Here is a 13,853-nt window from a genome sequence, read left to right on the forward strand (position 1 = left end):
GTGGCGACGCACCCGGCGGCGCGGGCGCTGATCTTCACCGCGGACGACTTCGGGCTGCACCCGCGCGTCAACGCGGCGGTCGAGCGCGCGCACCGCGACGGCGTGCTGAACGCCGCCAGCCTCATGGTCGGCGCGCCCGCCGCGCAAGATGCGATCGAGCGCGCGCGGCGGCTGCCGTCGCTCGCGGTCGGCCTGCATCTCGTCCTCGCGGACGGGCCGGCCACGCTGCCCGCACGTGAGATTCCCGCGCTCGTCGGCCCCGACGGGCGGTTCGGCGATGCGATGGCGAAGGACGGCTGCCGCTTCTTCTTCCTGCCGCACGTGCGCGCGCAGCTGCGCCGCGAGATTCGCGCGCAGTTCGACGCGTTCGCGGCGAGCGGCCTGCCGCTCGACCACGTGAACGCGCACAAGCATTTCCACCTGCATCCGACCGTACTGTCGCTGATCATCGAGATCGGCCGCGACTACGGGCTGCGCGCGGTGCGGCTGCCGTACGAGACGAGTGCGCCCGCGCTGCTCAAGCCGTGGATCGCGCTCGTGCGCGCGCGGCTCGACCGCGCGGGGCTCGCGCACAACGACTACGTGGTCGGGATCGAGCATACGGGCGCGATGGACGAGGCCGTGCTGCTCGATGCGCTCGCCAAGCTGCCGCCGGGCGTCGGCGAGATCTACTGCCATCCGGCCGAGGCCGGCGACGGCCCGATCACGCCGACGATGGCCGGCTACCGTCCGGTGGACGAACTCGATGCGCTGCTGTCGCCGCGTGTCGCGGCCGCGCTGAAGGCCGCGGGCGTCGCGACCGGCGGCTTTGCCGACGTGTTCGGCCAGGCCGCCGCACGGCGCGGCACGCCGGCGTCGCGCGCACCGGGAGCGCAGCCGTCATGACCAAGTGGATCAAATGGCTCGGCTGGCCGCTCGGCATCGGCATCCTGCTCGCCCTGGGGCTGCACGAGGGCATCGGCGACGTGTCGCAGATGCTCGCGCGCGCCGGTTACGCGCTGCTGTGGCTCGTGCCGTTCCATGCGCTGCCGCTGCTGCTCGACGCCTACGCGTGGCACCTGCTGCTCGACAAGCGCTCGTCGCTGCCGTTCCTGTGGTGGATCGCGACCGTGCGCGAAGCGGTGAACCGGCTGCTGCCCGTGGTCGGGATCGGCGGCGAGCTGGTCGGCATCCGGCTCGCGCGCTGGCAGGTGCCCGACGCGAGCCGCGTGACGGCATCGGTGATCGTCGAGGTGCTCGTGACGATCGTCGTCCAGTATGCGTTCGCGGCGCTCGGCCTCGTGCTGCTGCTCGCGACGACGGACAACATGGGCGGCGGCACGATTGGCCTCGCGCTGCTGCTGACGCTGCCGCTGCCGGTGCTCGGCGTCGTGCTGATGCGCCGCGGCGGCATCTTCCATGCGATCGAGCGTTTCGCGGGCCGCCTGCTCGGCGATTCGCACCGGCTGCTGCAGGGCGTCGACGGCAAGCGGCTCGACGCCGACATCGACGGGCTGATGTCGCGCACGGGCCTGCTGTTCAGCGCATTCTTCTGGCAGCTGGCCGGCTACGTGCTCGGCGCGCTCGAGATCTACTGGGCGCTCGCGCTGCTCGGCCATCCGGTGTCGATCGGCGGCGCGATCGCGATCGAGGCGATGACGCAGGCCGTGCGCCATGCGGCGTTCATGGTGCCGGGCGGCCTCGGCGTACAGGAGGCGACCGTCGTGCTGCTCGCGCAGATGTTCGGCGTCGACCGGGAGACGGCGCTGTCGCTCGCGCTCGTCAAGCGCGGCCGCGAGGTGCTGTTCGGCTGCCTGGCGCTCGGTTCGTGGCAGCTGGCCGAACTCGTGCGCACGCGGCGCCGCATCAGTGCGCCGCCGGCCGTGCCGCGCTCGCCCCAAGCGGCGAGTCGCGTGGCCGAGACCGAAACCGAAACGACGCACTGAATACGAGACGGGCCGCGCGCCCGTCTCGCGCTTTTGGTGCGCCCGGCAGGGCGCACTCACTAGGAGGTGAAAGTCCTCTACACGCCCGGCAAGGGGAAGTGTTAGCTAGAGGCAAGGGCGTCGTGGGTGACTGCGAGTCTGAAGGAAGCCCGAGGCAAAGCGCTGGCCTGACGAACAGGAAGCGGATAAGAGGCGACGCATCGGGGTAAGGCAGCCAAAACGGCCGAAGCCCGAAACTTGCACGGGGCGATGCGGCGTATATCCGACAGGCATAAGCGTGAAGGTGGGTGCGCAATACCCGGGGAGATCTGCACGGCTGCCGAAGTGCTACTGGCGTCGAGAGGCGTCGGGATGGCCATGCAGAAGTCAGCAGAGGGCATAGTAGGCCACGAGGCTGAAGGCCCGAACATGAAGGACCGCAATTAGGACGGTAGAAACTCGATGCGAGTCGATGAAGCACAAGCCTGTGAGAACGGGGCCATGACGCAGGAGCCGGGGCGGAACTCCGGGGATGGCGCGCGTGGTGCGGAGGCTGGCACGGCGGCTACTGGGCAAGCGAAAGCGGAGGGACCATCGCTGATGGAGGCGGTGGTAGAACGCAGCAACCTGTGGCTGGCGTATCGACGGGTGGTCGAGAACCGTGGCGCGCCGGGAGTCGATGACTTGCCGGTGGAGCAGTTCAAGGACTGGCTGAAGATGCATTGGCCGAGCGTGAAGGCGGCGCTGCTGGAGGGGCAATACATGCCGGCGGCGGTACGCGCGGTGGACATACCGAAGCCTGCGGGCGGGGTAAGGACACTGGGCATCCCGACGGTGCTGGACCGGCTGATCCAGCAAGCGCTGCACCAAGTACTCCAACCGATCTTCGAGCCGGGGTTTTCTGAGTCGAGCTACGGCTTCAGGCCGCAGCGCAGCGCGCAGCAGGCGGTGCTGAAGGCACGGCGGTATGTGCAGGAAGGCCGCCGCTGGGTGGTGGACATCGATCTGGAGAAGTTCTTCGACCGGGTGAACCACGACATCCTGATGTCACGGGTGGCCCGGCAGGTGAAGGATGATCGGGTGCTCAAGCTGATCCGGCGATATCTGGAGGCGGGCCTGCTGCTAGGCGGGATGGTGACGGTGCGACGGGAGGGGACGCCGCAAGGCGGGCCGCTCTCGCCGCTGCTGTCGAACATTCTGCTGACGGACTGGGACCGCGAGCTTGAGCGACGCGGCCACGCGTTCTGCCGTTATGCGGACGACTGCAACATCTATGTTCGAAGCAAGGCGGCGGGCGAGCGGCTGTTGATGCAGATGAAGGCGTTTCTGGAGAGGCGCTTGAGGCTGCGAATCAACGAGGCGAAGAGCACGTGTGCACGGCCGTGGACGCGCAAGTTCCTGGGCTACAGCGTGACGATGCATCGTCAGGCGAGGTTGCGAATCGCACCGGAGAGCCTGAAGAGGCTGACGGCGCGGGTCAGGGAACTGATGCGTCCGGGTCGAGGACGTAGCGTATCGCAGACGATCGAGGCGCTGAACCCGGTGCTTCGCGGCTGGATAAGCTACTTCCGGCACACGGAGGTCAAAGGCGCGTTGGAGGAACTGGACGGGTGGGTCAGACGGCGAATGCGCAGCCTTCTATGGAGGCAGGCGAAACGCCGGGGAGCCCGCGCGACCATGCTGCGTCGAAGGGGACTCACGGAAGCACGGGCATGGCGATCGTCCCGCAATGGGCGAGGGCCTTGGTGGAACGCAGGAGCGAGCCACATGAACGCGGCCTTCCCGAAACGCTACTTCGACGACCTGGGGCTGGTCTCGCTGCTGGACACCCAGCAGCGCCTCCAGCGTTCTTGATGAACCGCCGTATGCGGAACCGCACGTACGGTGGTGTGGGAGGGCTGAGGGGGTAACCCCTCTCCCTACCCAATGCGTTGCGCGGGTATCCTTGCCGCGTGTTTTCTCGACGCGCATTTCTTCCGATGAATTTCCGTTTCCGGCTGCTTCCCGTGACGATGCTGGCCGCTGTGCTGGCGCTGACCGGCTGCGACGACAAGCAAGGCAACCTCGACGTGCAACGTATCAGGGACTTCTTCAACGCGATCAAGCCCGCGCCGCTGCTGCTGAAGGGGCTGAAGGTCGGCGAATCGACCGAGGCCGACGTGCGCGGCACGATGGGCAAGCCCGAGACCGAGCGCGACTTCACCGACGGCTCGAAGCGGCTCGAATACCCGCGCGGCCCGATGGGCAACCAGACGTGGTTCGTCGATCTCGATGCGAATGGCCGCTACACGGGCGCGACGCAGGTGCTGACCGCCGAGAATTTCGCGAAAGTGCGTCCGGGCATGAACGAGGACGAGGTACGGCGCCTGCTCGGCAAGCCCGGCGACATCGCGCAGTATCCGCTCAAGCCCGAGATCGTCTGGAGCTGGCGCTGGCTCGAGGACGGCGTCAACACCGACGCATTCTTCAACGTCCATTTCGGCCCGGACGGGCTTGTCTATACGACTTCGCGCTCCGACATCCTGAAGGGACGGTAGGCGCAACCCGTCTTCGGCGCTATATCGAAAAAGCGACCGGAAAATTGCAAAAAGTCCGCTTCCCTGCACGTTATCCGGTTGTCAGGGAGCGGCTTTTTCCCTTTTGAAACAGCGGCGTAGGTCGTAGTTGCAAATGATGGGGCGGATTGTTGCGATGCAGCAATCGCGTGCCAGGTGGTTTGAGGCAATCAATTTCGCTTGCGACTATCCGCGTCAGCCCGGCGCGGGACAGGTAGACGCGTCGGCATCCATTCCAACTCTGGAGACGCGCGTGTTCCTTTACGGCTTTGGTCCTGTCCTCTGGGCCGGCACCGTGCAGACCATCGAGCTGTCGGTGCTGTCGCTCGCCACTGCGGTGGCGCTGGGGCTGATTGGCGCGGTGGCGAAGCTGTCGCACAACCGGGTGCTGCGAGCGATCGCGACCGGCTATACGACGCTGATCCGCTCGGTGCCCGATCTCGTCCTGATGCTGCTGTTGTTCTACAGCATCCAGATCTGGCTGAACCAGTTCACCGACTTCGTCGGCTGGGACCAGATCGACATCGACCCGTTCGTGGCCGGCGTGCTGACGCTCGGCTTCATCTATGGCGCGTACTTCACCGAGACGTTCCGCGGCGCGTTCCTGTCGGTGCCGCGCGGCCAGCTCGAAGCCGGTGCGGCTTACGGGATGAGCGGCGCGCGCGTGTTCGCGCGGATCATGTTTCCGCAGATGATGCGCTTCGCGCTGCCCGGGATCGGGAACAACTGGCAGGTGCTCGTGAAGGCCACCGCGCTGGTGTCGATCATCGGTCTCGCGGACGTCGTGAAGGCCGCGCAGGACGCCGGCAAGAGCACATTCAACATGTTCTTCTTCATCCTCGTCGCGGCGCTGATCTATCTCGCGATCACGACCGTTTCCAACCTCGTGCTGATCCAGCTCGAGAAGCGTTATTCCATGGGCGTGCGGCACGCAGAACTATGATCGAGATCCTCCAGGAATTCGGCCAGGCGTTCCTTTACTGGGACGGCCAGCGCCTCTCCGGCCTCGCGGTGACGCTGTGGCTGCTCGTCGCGTCGATTTCGCTCGGCTTCGTGTGCGCGGTGCCGCTCGCGGTCGCACGTGTATCGAAGAACAAGTGGGTGTCGACGCCGGTGCGGTTCTACACGTACGTGTTCCGCGGCACGCCGCTCTACGTGCAGTTGCTGCTGCTCTACACGGGCATGTACAGCCTCGAGTTCGTGCGTTCGCATTCGCTGCTCGACGCGTTCTTCCGCAGCGGCTTCAACTGCGCGATTCTCGCGTTCGCGCTGAACACCTGCGCGTACACCACGGAGATCTTCGCGGGTGCGATCCGCGCGATTCCGCACGGTGAAGTGGAGGCTGCGCGGGCGTACGGGATGTCGCCGTTCACGATGTATCGCCGCGTGATCCTGCCGTCGGCGCTGCGCCGCGCGCTGCCGCTGTACAGCAACGAGGTGATCCTGATGCTGCACGCGACGACCGTTGCATTCACCGCGACCGTGCCGGACATCCTGAAGGTCGCGCGTGACGCGAATTCCGCGACCTACATGGCGTTCCAGTCGTTCGGGATCGCCGCACTGATCTATCTTGCGGTATCGTTCGCACTCGTCGCGGCGTTTCGTCGCGCGGAGCGCCACTGGCTTGCGTATCTCGCGGCCGCCCGTCATTGAATCACTTCGAGGAGAGCCAGTTGGCCGAGATCACTCAAACGAGCGCTGCCGCTTCCACCAAGCTTGCCGCGGTCGACATTCACAAGCGCTACGGTGACAACGAAGTGCTCAAGGGCGTATCGCTGAACGCGAAGGCCGGCGACGTCATCAGCATCATCGGCGCGAGCGGCTCGGGCAAGAGCACGTTCCTGCGCTGCATCAATTTTCTTGAGCGGCCGAATGCGGGGCAGATCGTCGTCGACGGCGAGGCCGTGCGCACGAAGACCGACCGCGCCGGTGCGCTCGAAGTCGCCGATCACAAGCAGTTGCAGCGCATCCGCACGAAGCTCGCGATGGTGTTCCAGCACTTCAACCTCTGGGCGCACATGAACGTGCTCGAGAACGTGATGGAAGCGCCGGTGCACGTGCTCGGCATTTCGAAGAAGGAAGCCGAGGAGCGGGCGCGCGAGTACCTGGAGAAGGTCGGCTTGCCGCCGCGCGTCGAGAAGCAGTATCCGTCGCATTTGTCGGGCGGCCAGCAGCAGCGCGTGGCGATTGCGCGTGCGCTGGCGATGCATCCGGACGTGATGCTGTTCGACGAACCGACGTCGGCACTCGACCCGGAACTGGTGGGCGAAGTGCTGAAGGTGATGCAGAAGCTGGCCGAGGAAGGTCGCACGATGATCGTCGTCACGCACGAGATGGGTTTCGCGCGCAACGTGTCGAACCACGTGATGTTCCTGCATCAGGGGCGGACCGAGGAAGAGGGCGATCCGAAGGAAGTGCTGGTACGCCCGCAGAGCGAGCGGCTGAAGCAGTTCCTGTCGGGCAGTCTCAAGTAACGCGACAGGGCAGGTTTCAACCGTGGTACCGGTGTCTCGTCCCGCAGGCGCCACCCGCACGACGCAGGTGGCGATCGTTGCATTGCCGCCCGTGTCGATGTCGGGCGTGGGTCCGATCGTCGATGCGCTGAACCTCGCGAACGAGATTGACGGGCGGCTGCTGTATCGGTGGCAGGTGTGTTCGTGGGACGGGCGGCCGGTGCCGCTCGCCGGCGGCGCGCAGTGGCATGCCGATGCCGCGTTCAACGATGCGATCGCGTGTGATTGGGTGATCGTCGTGTCGGAGCGTTTTCAGCAGTTTGCCGACTATCGGTTGTTTCTCGCGAGTCTCGCGAGGGTGGGGCAGCGGACGCCGGTCGTCACTGGCATTCACCACGGCGTGTGGTGGCTGGCCATGGCCGGGCAGCTTTCCGGGTATCGCGTGAGCGTGAACTGGGAGACGTATCAGCAGTTCGCCGAACAGTTCGAGCGGTCGATCGTCACGCAGCAGATCTTCGAGATCGATCGCGATCGGGCTACCTGTGCCGGTGGGCAGGCCACCGTTGATTTCATGCTGGCCATGATTGGCCGGGAACATGGGCCCGATCTCGCCGAGAGGATCGCCGATGCGCTCGGCGCCGGGACTTTGCGCAGTGGCGAGGAGCGGCAGCGGATTCCTTTTGTTACTGCGCCGGGCGAGCGGCATCCTCGGTTGAATGATGCGTTGCTGTTGATGGAAGCCAATGTCGAAGATCCTTTGACGACCGATGAGATCGCCGAGCTCGTTGGCGTGTCACGCCGGCAACTGGAACGGCTCTTTCGACAGTATCTCGGGGCAATGCCCTCCAAGTATTACCTCAATCTTCGGTTGCTCAAGGCCCGGACGCAGTTGCAGCGGACCAGCAAGTCGGTTGTGCAGGTTTCTCTCGCTTGTGGGTTTTCTTCTGCTGCGCATTTCTCTAACGCTTACCGCGAAAGGTTCGGGGTCACGCCTCGGGAGGATCGGCGAGCCTGGCTCGAAAAGCAGACCGGGGGCGGCGGTGAGCCTCGAGGGGGCGCGCTTGTCGAGCGCGGGGATAAGGGGTGATTTTGGTTTTGGGTGGTTCGCTTGCGGTTTTCGTGAAGCACCTGTGAGCTTGTCGGTCTATTAGTGTCGCCCCTGCGCGGGGCGGCGGTTACTTTTCTTTGTCTTGCCAAAGAAAAGTAACCAAAAGAAAGGCGCCCGGATAACGCATGACTTCCCGGTGCCATGGTACTCGGAGTGGACCGCGCCTAAGTGTCCGCGCCAGTCACGAGCACGGAGTGGTTCGAGCAATGGTTCTGACACCTCCCACTACCCAACAGAGCGGTATACCGCCCGCCAGCTCCATCCTCGCTACGCTCGGCTGCAAGGTACTTCACGTCGCATTGCATGCACTTACGTGCTTCTGCCGGCGATGCATCAGCAAACCACGCAACCCGTCTTTTCTCACACCATTCGTACCTATCGGACTGCTTGCCATCGGTGAGTGTTTGATAACGTCGTGAGTGCGTAAGTGCGTGCTGCGTCCCTTTTTCCTGGCGAATGAGGGCTCGCCTTGATTCGTTGAATTCGGGGTGCTTGTTCGTGATTGCTGGAACTGATTGACCTGAAGCGTTACTGGAGGGGGTGTCCCTGTCGGCCGAGCGAAGCGAGGGCGGAGCTGGCGGGCGGTATACCGCTCTGTTGGGTGGTGAGTGGTGTCAGAACCATTGCTCGAACCACTCCGTGTTCGTGACTGGCGCGGACACTTAGGCGCGGTCCACTCTGAGCGCTATGGCACCGGGAAGTCATGCGTTATCCGAGCGCCTTTCTTTTGGTTACTTTTCTTTGGCAAGACAAAGAAAAGTAACCGCCGCCCCGCGCAGGGGCGACACTAATAGACCGACAAGTCCACAGGTGCTTCACGCCAAACACAAGCGAACCACCCAAAAAGCCTCAAAATACCGCCACCAAAAAACGAAGAACCCCCGCCCGGAAGGGCAAAAACAAACCGCACTATCCGCTTCCGATAGAACCCGTCGCAATTCCGCAAGACGCTTGCGTCACCCTTACCTAAACTTGATCCTGTTGAACCCTCTTACGAAACCGAAAGGAACGACCATGACGACCTCGACCGTGACCCGCCAGACATTCGACGAAGTGATGGTGCCGGTATTTTCCCCCGCCCCGTTCGTGCCGGACCGTGCAGAGGGCTCCCGCGTGTGGGACACCGCCGGCCGCGAGTACATCGACTTCGCGTGCGGCATCGCGGTAACGTCGCTGGGCCACGGCCACCCGGAACTGCTGAAGGTGCTGGACGAACAAGGCCGCAAGCTCTGGCACATCGGCAACGGCTACACGAACGAGCCGGTGCTGCGCCTCGCGAAACGCCTCGAATCGCTGACTTTCGCCGACCGCGCGTTCTTCGCAAACTCGGGCGCGGAAGCAAATGAAGCCGCACTGAAGCTCGCGCGCCGCGTCGCGTTCGATCGCCACGGCGCCGACAAATACGAAATCGTGTCGTTCGTGCAGTCGTTCCACGGCCGCACGTTCTTCACGGTCAGCGTCGGCGGCCAGCCGAAATACTCGGAAGGCTTCGGCCCGGTGCCGGAAGGCATCAAGCACCTGCCGTTCAACGACATCGAAGCCGCGAAGGCCGCGATCGGCCCGCAAACCTGCGCCGTGATCGTCGAGCCCGTGCAAGGCGAGGGCGGCGTGATCCCGGCCGATCCGGCCTTCCTGAAGGCACTGCGCGAAGCGTGCGATGCGCACGGCGCGCTGCTGATTTTCGACGAAGTGCAAACGGGCGTCGGCCGCACGGGCCAGTTCTACGCGTACATGGATACCGGCGTCACGCCGGACATCCTGACGACCGCCAAGGCGCTCGGCAACGGCTTCCCGATCGGCGCGATGCTGACGACGAACGAACTGGCCGCGCACTTCAAGGTCGGCGTGCACGGCACGACGTACGGCGGCAACCCGCTCGCATCGGCGATCGCCGACAAGGTCGTCGAACTGATCGGCGACCCGGCGCTGCTCGAAGGCGTCCGCGAACGCAGCGTGCGCCTGAAAGGCGCGCTCGAGCGCATCAACGCGCGCTTCGGCATCTTCAAGGACGTGCGCGGCAAGGGCCTGCTCGTCGGCGCCGAACTCACCGCGGCATTCGACGGCCGCGCGAAGGACTTCGTCACCGCCGCCGCGGAAAACGGCCTGATCATGCTGATCGCCGGCCCGAACGTGCTGCGCTTCGTCCCGTCGCTGGTGATCCCGTTCGACCTGCTCGACGAAGGCATGAAGCGCTTCGAGAAGGCCGTCGAACAAGTGCTCGCCGCCCAGGAAGCCACCGCGCGCTGATCGGCGCGCCCATCGCAGACAGGAACGACGATGCTATTTGTTCGCCCCGGCAAACTCACGGATCTCGATGCGCTCGCGCACATGGCGCGCATCGCGCAGCCGGTCCTGCACTCGCTGCCGCACGACCGCGCGGCGCTTGAAGCGCGCGTGGCGCTTTCCGAGGATTCGTTTCGCGCGGACGTCGACTTCGCCGGCGAGGAGTTCTACCTCTTCGTGCTCGAGGATTCGTCGACCGGCAAGCTGCTCGGCACGGCGAGCATCGTGGCCGCGGCCGGCTACTCGGAACCGTTCTACGCGTTCCGCAACGACGCCTTGATTCACGCGTCGCGCGAGCTGCACGTGAACCGCAAGATCCACGCGCTCACGATGTCGCACGAGCTGACCGGCAAGAGCCGGCTGGCGGGCTTCTACGTCGATCCGTCGCTGCGCGGCGACGCGGCCGCGCACCTGATCTCGCGTGCGCGGATGATGTACATCGCCGCGAACCGCCGGCGCTTCACGCCGGAAGTGTTCACGCTGCTGCTCGGCGTGAGCGACGGCAACGGCGCATCGCCGTTCTGGGAAGCGGTGGGCCGCAAGTTCTTCGGCCGCGACTTCACCGACGTCGACATCGCGTCGGGCGGCCGCAGCCGGACCTTCATCGCGGAAGTGATGCCGGCCTATCCGCTCTACGTGCCGCTGCTGCCGGAAGCCGCGCAGCGCGTGCTCGGCGAGCCGAACGAATCGGCGCTGCTCGCCTATGACATCCATCTCGAGGAAGGCTTCGAGCCCGACCGCTTCGTCGACATCTTCGACGCGGGCCCGGTGCTGACCGCACAGGTCGACCGCACCGCGTGCGTGAAGCACGGCGCCGAGCGCATCGTGCGCGAGGCCGCGCACCAGCAGGGCGATGTCGCCTACATGGTGTCGACGGGCAGCGGCGAATCGTTCCGCTGCGTGCTGGCCGACCTGCCGGGCGATGCGGGTGATGCGCCGCTGGCCGGCGACGTGCGCGCGGCGCTCGATGTGAAGGAGGGCGATGTCGTGCGCTGCGTGCCGCTGCACCGCCGCGACGATGAAGATTTGAAGGGAGACGCAGCATGATCGTCGTTCGGGTCGTACAAACGGGCGACGTCGACGCGCTCGTGTCGCTCGCGAAGGAAACCGGGCCGGGCCTGACCACGTTCAAGCCCGATCGCGACGCGCTCGCCGCGCGCATCGAGCGCACGCGCCGCACGCTCGCGGGCGAGGCGGCAGCAGGCGAGGCCGGCTACTTCTTCGTGATGGAGGAGTCGAAGACGGGCGACATCGCAGGCGTGTGCGGGATCGAGACGCAGGTCGGCCTCGAACAGCCGTTCTACAACTACCGCGTGAGCACGGTCGTGCACGCGAGCCAGGAGCTCGGCGTGTGGACGCGGATGTCCGCGCTGAACATCTCGCACGACCTGACCGGTTATGCGGAAGTGTGCTCGCTGTTCCTGAGCCCGCGCTATCGCACGGGCGGCGTGGGCGGCCTGCTGTCGCGCTCGCGCTTCATGTTCATCGCGCAGTTCCGCGAGCGCTTTCCGGAACGCATCTGCGCGGAACTGCGCGGCCACTTCGACGAGGACGGCACGTCGCCGTTCTGGCGCGCAGTCGGTTCGCACTTCTACCAGATCGATTTCAACGCGGCCGACTATCTCAGCTCGCACGGCCGCAAGTCGTTCCTCGCGGAACTGATGCCGCGCTATCCGGTGTACGTCGACCTGCTGCCGCAGGACGCGCAGGACGCGGTCGGCCTCACGCACCGCGACACGCTGCCGGCCCGCAAGATGCTCGAGGCGGAAGGGCTGCGTTACCAGAATCACGTCGACATCTTCGACGCGGGCCCCGTGCTCGAATGCCATGTGAACGACCTGCGCACGGTGCGCGAGAGCGTCGTCGTGCCGGTCGCGATCGGTGTGCCCGATGCAAGGGATGACGCGCCGAAGTCGCTCGTGTCGAATACGTCGCTCACCGACTTCCGCGTCGGCGTCGCGCCGGGCGTGGTCGCGAATGGATCGTTCGTGCTGTCGGCCGACGATGCAGTCGCGCTCGACGTGAAGGCCGGCGATCCGGTCCGCGTGCTGCCGCTCAAAGTCAAACAGGGATAAACGAATCATGACGGAACTCTTCATCGACGGCGCCTGGGTCGCAGGCTCGGGCCCCGTGTTCGCTTCGCGCAACCCGGGCACCGACGAGATCGCATGGCAGGGTGAAAGCGCGTCGGCGGCCGACGTCGATCGTGCGGTCGCAAGCGCGCGTCGCGCATTCGCCGGCTGGTCGGCGCTCGACTTCGAATCGCGCTGCGCGATCGTCAAGCGGTTCGCCACGTTGCTCAACGAACGCAAGGAAGCGATCGCGACCGCGATCGGCCGCGAGACGGGCAAGCCGCTGTGGGAAGCACGCACGGAAGTCGCGTCGATGGCCGCGAAGGTCGGCATCTCAATCCAGGCCTACCAGGAACGCACCGGCGAGAAGCGCCAGGACATGGCCGACGGCGTCGCGGTGCTGCGTCACCGCCCGCATGGCGTCGTCGCGGTGTTCGGCCCGTACAACTTCCCCGGCCACTTGCCGAACGGCCATATCGTGCCCGCGCTGATCGCCGGCAACGCGGTCGTGTTCAAGCCGTCGGAGCTCGCACCGGGCGTCGCACGCGCGACGGTCGAAGTGTGGAAGGACGCCGGCCTGCCGGACGGCGTGCTGAACCTCGTGCAGGGCGAGAAGGACACGGGCATCGCGCTCGCGAACCACCGGCAGATCGACGGGCTGTTCTTCACCGGCAGCTCGGATACTGGCACGCTGCTGCACAAGCAGTTCGGCGGCCGTCCGGAAATCGTGCTCGCGCTCGAGATGGGCGGCAACAACCCGCTCGTGATCGGCGAAGTCGAGGATATCGACGCGGCCGTCCACCACACGATCCAGTCGGCGTTCCTGTCGGCCGGCCAGCGCTGCACGTGCGCGCGCCGCATCTTCGTGCCGCAGGGCGCGTTCGGCGACCGCTTCCTCGCGCGCTTCGCCGACGTCACGTCGAAGATCACGGCCGACGTGTTCGACGCCGATCCGCAGCCGTTCATGGGCGCGGTGATCTCGGCGCGTGCCGCGGCGAAGCTCGTCGACGCGCAGTCGCGCCTGATCGAGCAGGGCGCGACGCCGATCATCGCGATGACGCAGCGCGATCCGCGCCTCGGCTTCGTGAACGCGGCGATCGTCGACGTGACGGGCGTCGCGAACCTGCCGGACGAGGAGCACTTCGGCCCGCTCGCGCAGATCGTCCGCTACGCGACGTTCGACGAAGCGATCGAGCGCGCGAACGACACGGCGTTCGGCCTGTCCGCCGGCCTGCTGGCCGACGACGCGAACGCATGGGAACACTTCCGCCGCACCATTCGCGCCGGGATCGTCAACTGGAACCGGCCGACCAACGGCGCATCGTCCGCCGCGCCGTTCGGCGGCACCGGCCGCTCGGGCAACCATCGCCCGAGCGCGTACTACGCGGCCGACTATTGCGCGTATCCGATGGCGTCGGTGGAAAGCACGCAACTGACCTTGCCCGCGAGCCTGTCGCCGGGCCTGCATTTCTGATCGA

12 protein-coding genes are annotated in these 13,853 nt (G+C 65.8%); all 12 read left to right on the forward strand.

The genetic code is table 11. The features are described 5' to 3' along the window. The 12 genes from hpnK (at position 1) to astD (ending at position 13,849) form a co-directional block, all read left to right on the forward strand. Positions 1–885, forward strand: a complete 885-nt coding sequence (hpnK, locus tag CFB50_RS06040; protein ID WP_089445233.1) for a hopanoid biosynthesis-associated protein HpnK — start codon at positions 1–3, stop codon at positions 883–885. Continuing rightward, the gene (locus CFB50_RS06045; protein ID WP_069247519.1) at positions 882–1,925 is read left to right on the forward strand and encodes an HpnL family protein; all 1,044 of its coding nucleotides are present in this window, start codon (positions 882–884) and stop codon (positions 1,923–1,925) included. The genes hpnK and CFB50_RS06045 overlap by 4 nt, the downstream gene beginning before the upstream one ends. 441 nt (positions 1,926–2,366) lie before the next feature. Further along, entirely contained in the window at positions 2,367–3,758 is a 1,392-nt protein-coding gene (gene ltrA, locus CFB50_RS06050) for a group II intron reverse transcriptase/maturase (protein ID WP_089445234.1), read from the forward strand. A 125-nt stretch (positions 3,759–3,883) separates the two neighbouring features. Next, positions 3,884–4,441: a hypothetical protein gene (locus tag CFB50_RS06055; protein WP_089445235.1), complete on the forward strand. Its 558-nt coding sequence runs from the start codon at positions 3,884–3,886 to the stop codon at positions 4,439–4,441. 271 nt (positions 4,442–4,712) lie between these two features. Further along, the gene (locus tag CFB50_RS06060) at positions 4,713–5,402 is read left to right on the forward strand and encodes an ABC transporter permease (RefSeq protein WP_043182060.1); all 690 of its coding nucleotides are present in this window, start codon (positions 4,713–4,715) and stop codon (positions 5,400–5,402) included. Beyond that, entirely contained in the window at positions 5,399–6,112 is a 714-nt protein-coding gene (locus CFB50_RS06065; protein ID WP_011351456.1) for an ABC transporter permease, read from the forward strand. The genes CFB50_RS06060 and CFB50_RS06065 overlap by 4 nt, the downstream gene beginning before the upstream one ends. A 20-nt stretch (positions 6,113–6,132) precedes the next feature. Beyond that, positions 6,133–6,933 carry an ABC transporter ATP-binding protein gene (locus tag CFB50_RS06070; RefSeq protein WP_039348269.1) on the forward strand — a complete coding sequence of 267 codons (801 nt, stop codon included), beginning with the start codon at positions 6,133–6,135 and terminating at the stop codon, positions 6,931–6,933. Positions 6,934–6,955: 22 nt separating this feature from the next. After that, positions 6,956–7,999: a GlxA family transcriptional regulator gene (locus CFB50_RS06075; protein WP_089424883.1), complete on the forward strand. Its 1,044-nt coding sequence runs from the start codon at positions 6,956–6,958 to the stop codon at positions 7,997–7,999. 1,035 nt (positions 8,000–9,034) lie between these two features. Further along, positions 9,035–10,267, forward strand: a complete 1,233-nt coding sequence (locus CFB50_RS06080) for an aspartate aminotransferase family protein (protein ID WP_089445236.1) — start codon at positions 9,035–9,037, stop codon at positions 10,265–10,267. Between the two features lie 30 nt (positions 10,268–10,297). Beyond that, positions 10,298–11,350: an arginine/ornithine succinyltransferase subunit alpha gene (gene aruF, locus CFB50_RS06085; protein WP_089445237.1), complete on the forward strand. Its 1,053-nt coding sequence runs from the start codon at positions 10,298–10,300 to the stop codon at positions 11,348–11,350. Next, the gene (gene astA, locus CFB50_RS06090) at positions 11,347–12,378 is read left to right on the forward strand and encodes an arginine N-succinyltransferase (protein ID WP_089445238.1); all 1,032 of its coding nucleotides are present in this window, start codon (positions 11,347–11,349) and stop codon (positions 12,376–12,378) included. Before aruF ends, astA begins: the two co-directional genes overlap by 4 nt. A 7-nt stretch (positions 12,379–12,385) precedes the next feature. Then, a complete protein-coding gene (gene astD, locus CFB50_RS06095; protein ID WP_089445239.1) occupies positions 12,386–13,849 on the forward strand; it encodes a succinylglutamate-semialdehyde dehydrogenase in 1,464 nt (487 codons plus the stop codon). The last annotated feature ends 4 nt before the right edge of the window (positions 13,850–13,853 follow it).

This window comes from Burkholderia sp. AU33423, from assembly GCF_002223135.1.
GTDB classification, from domain to species: Bacteria; Pseudomonadota; Gammaproteobacteria; order Burkholderiales; family Burkholderiaceae; genus Burkholderia; species Burkholderia lata_D.

Coding starts and splice junctions, on each gene's coding strand:
- CFB50_RS06045 (WP_069247519.1), top strand. CDS start 882: ATGACCAAGTGGATCAAATGGCTCGGCTGGCCGCTCGGCATCGGCATC.
- ltrA (WP_089445234.1), top strand. CDS start 2,367: ATGCGAGTCGATGAAGCACAAGCCTGTGAGAACGGGGCCATGACGCAG.
- CFB50_RS06055 (WP_089445235.1), top strand. CDS start 3,884: ATGAATTTCCGTTTCCGGCTGCTTCCCGTGACGATGCTGGCCGCTGTG.
- CFB50_RS06065 (WP_011351456.1), top strand. CDS start 5,399: ATGATCGAGATCCTCCAGGAATTCGGCCAGGCGTTCCTTTACTGGGAC.
- CFB50_RS06080 (WP_089445236.1), top strand. CDS start 9,035: ATGACGACCTCGACCGTGACCCGCCAGACATTCGACGAAGTGATGGTG.
- aruF (WP_089445237.1), top strand. CDS start 10,298: ATGCTATTTGTTCGCCCCGGCAAACTCACGGATCTCGATGCGCTCGCG.
- astA (WP_089445238.1), top strand. CDS start 11,347: ATGATCGTCGTTCGGGTCGTACAAACGGGCGACGTCGACGCGCTCGTG.
- astD (WP_089445239.1), top strand. CDS start 12,386: ATGACGGAACTCTTCATCGACGGCGCCTGGGTCGCAGGCTCGGGCCCC.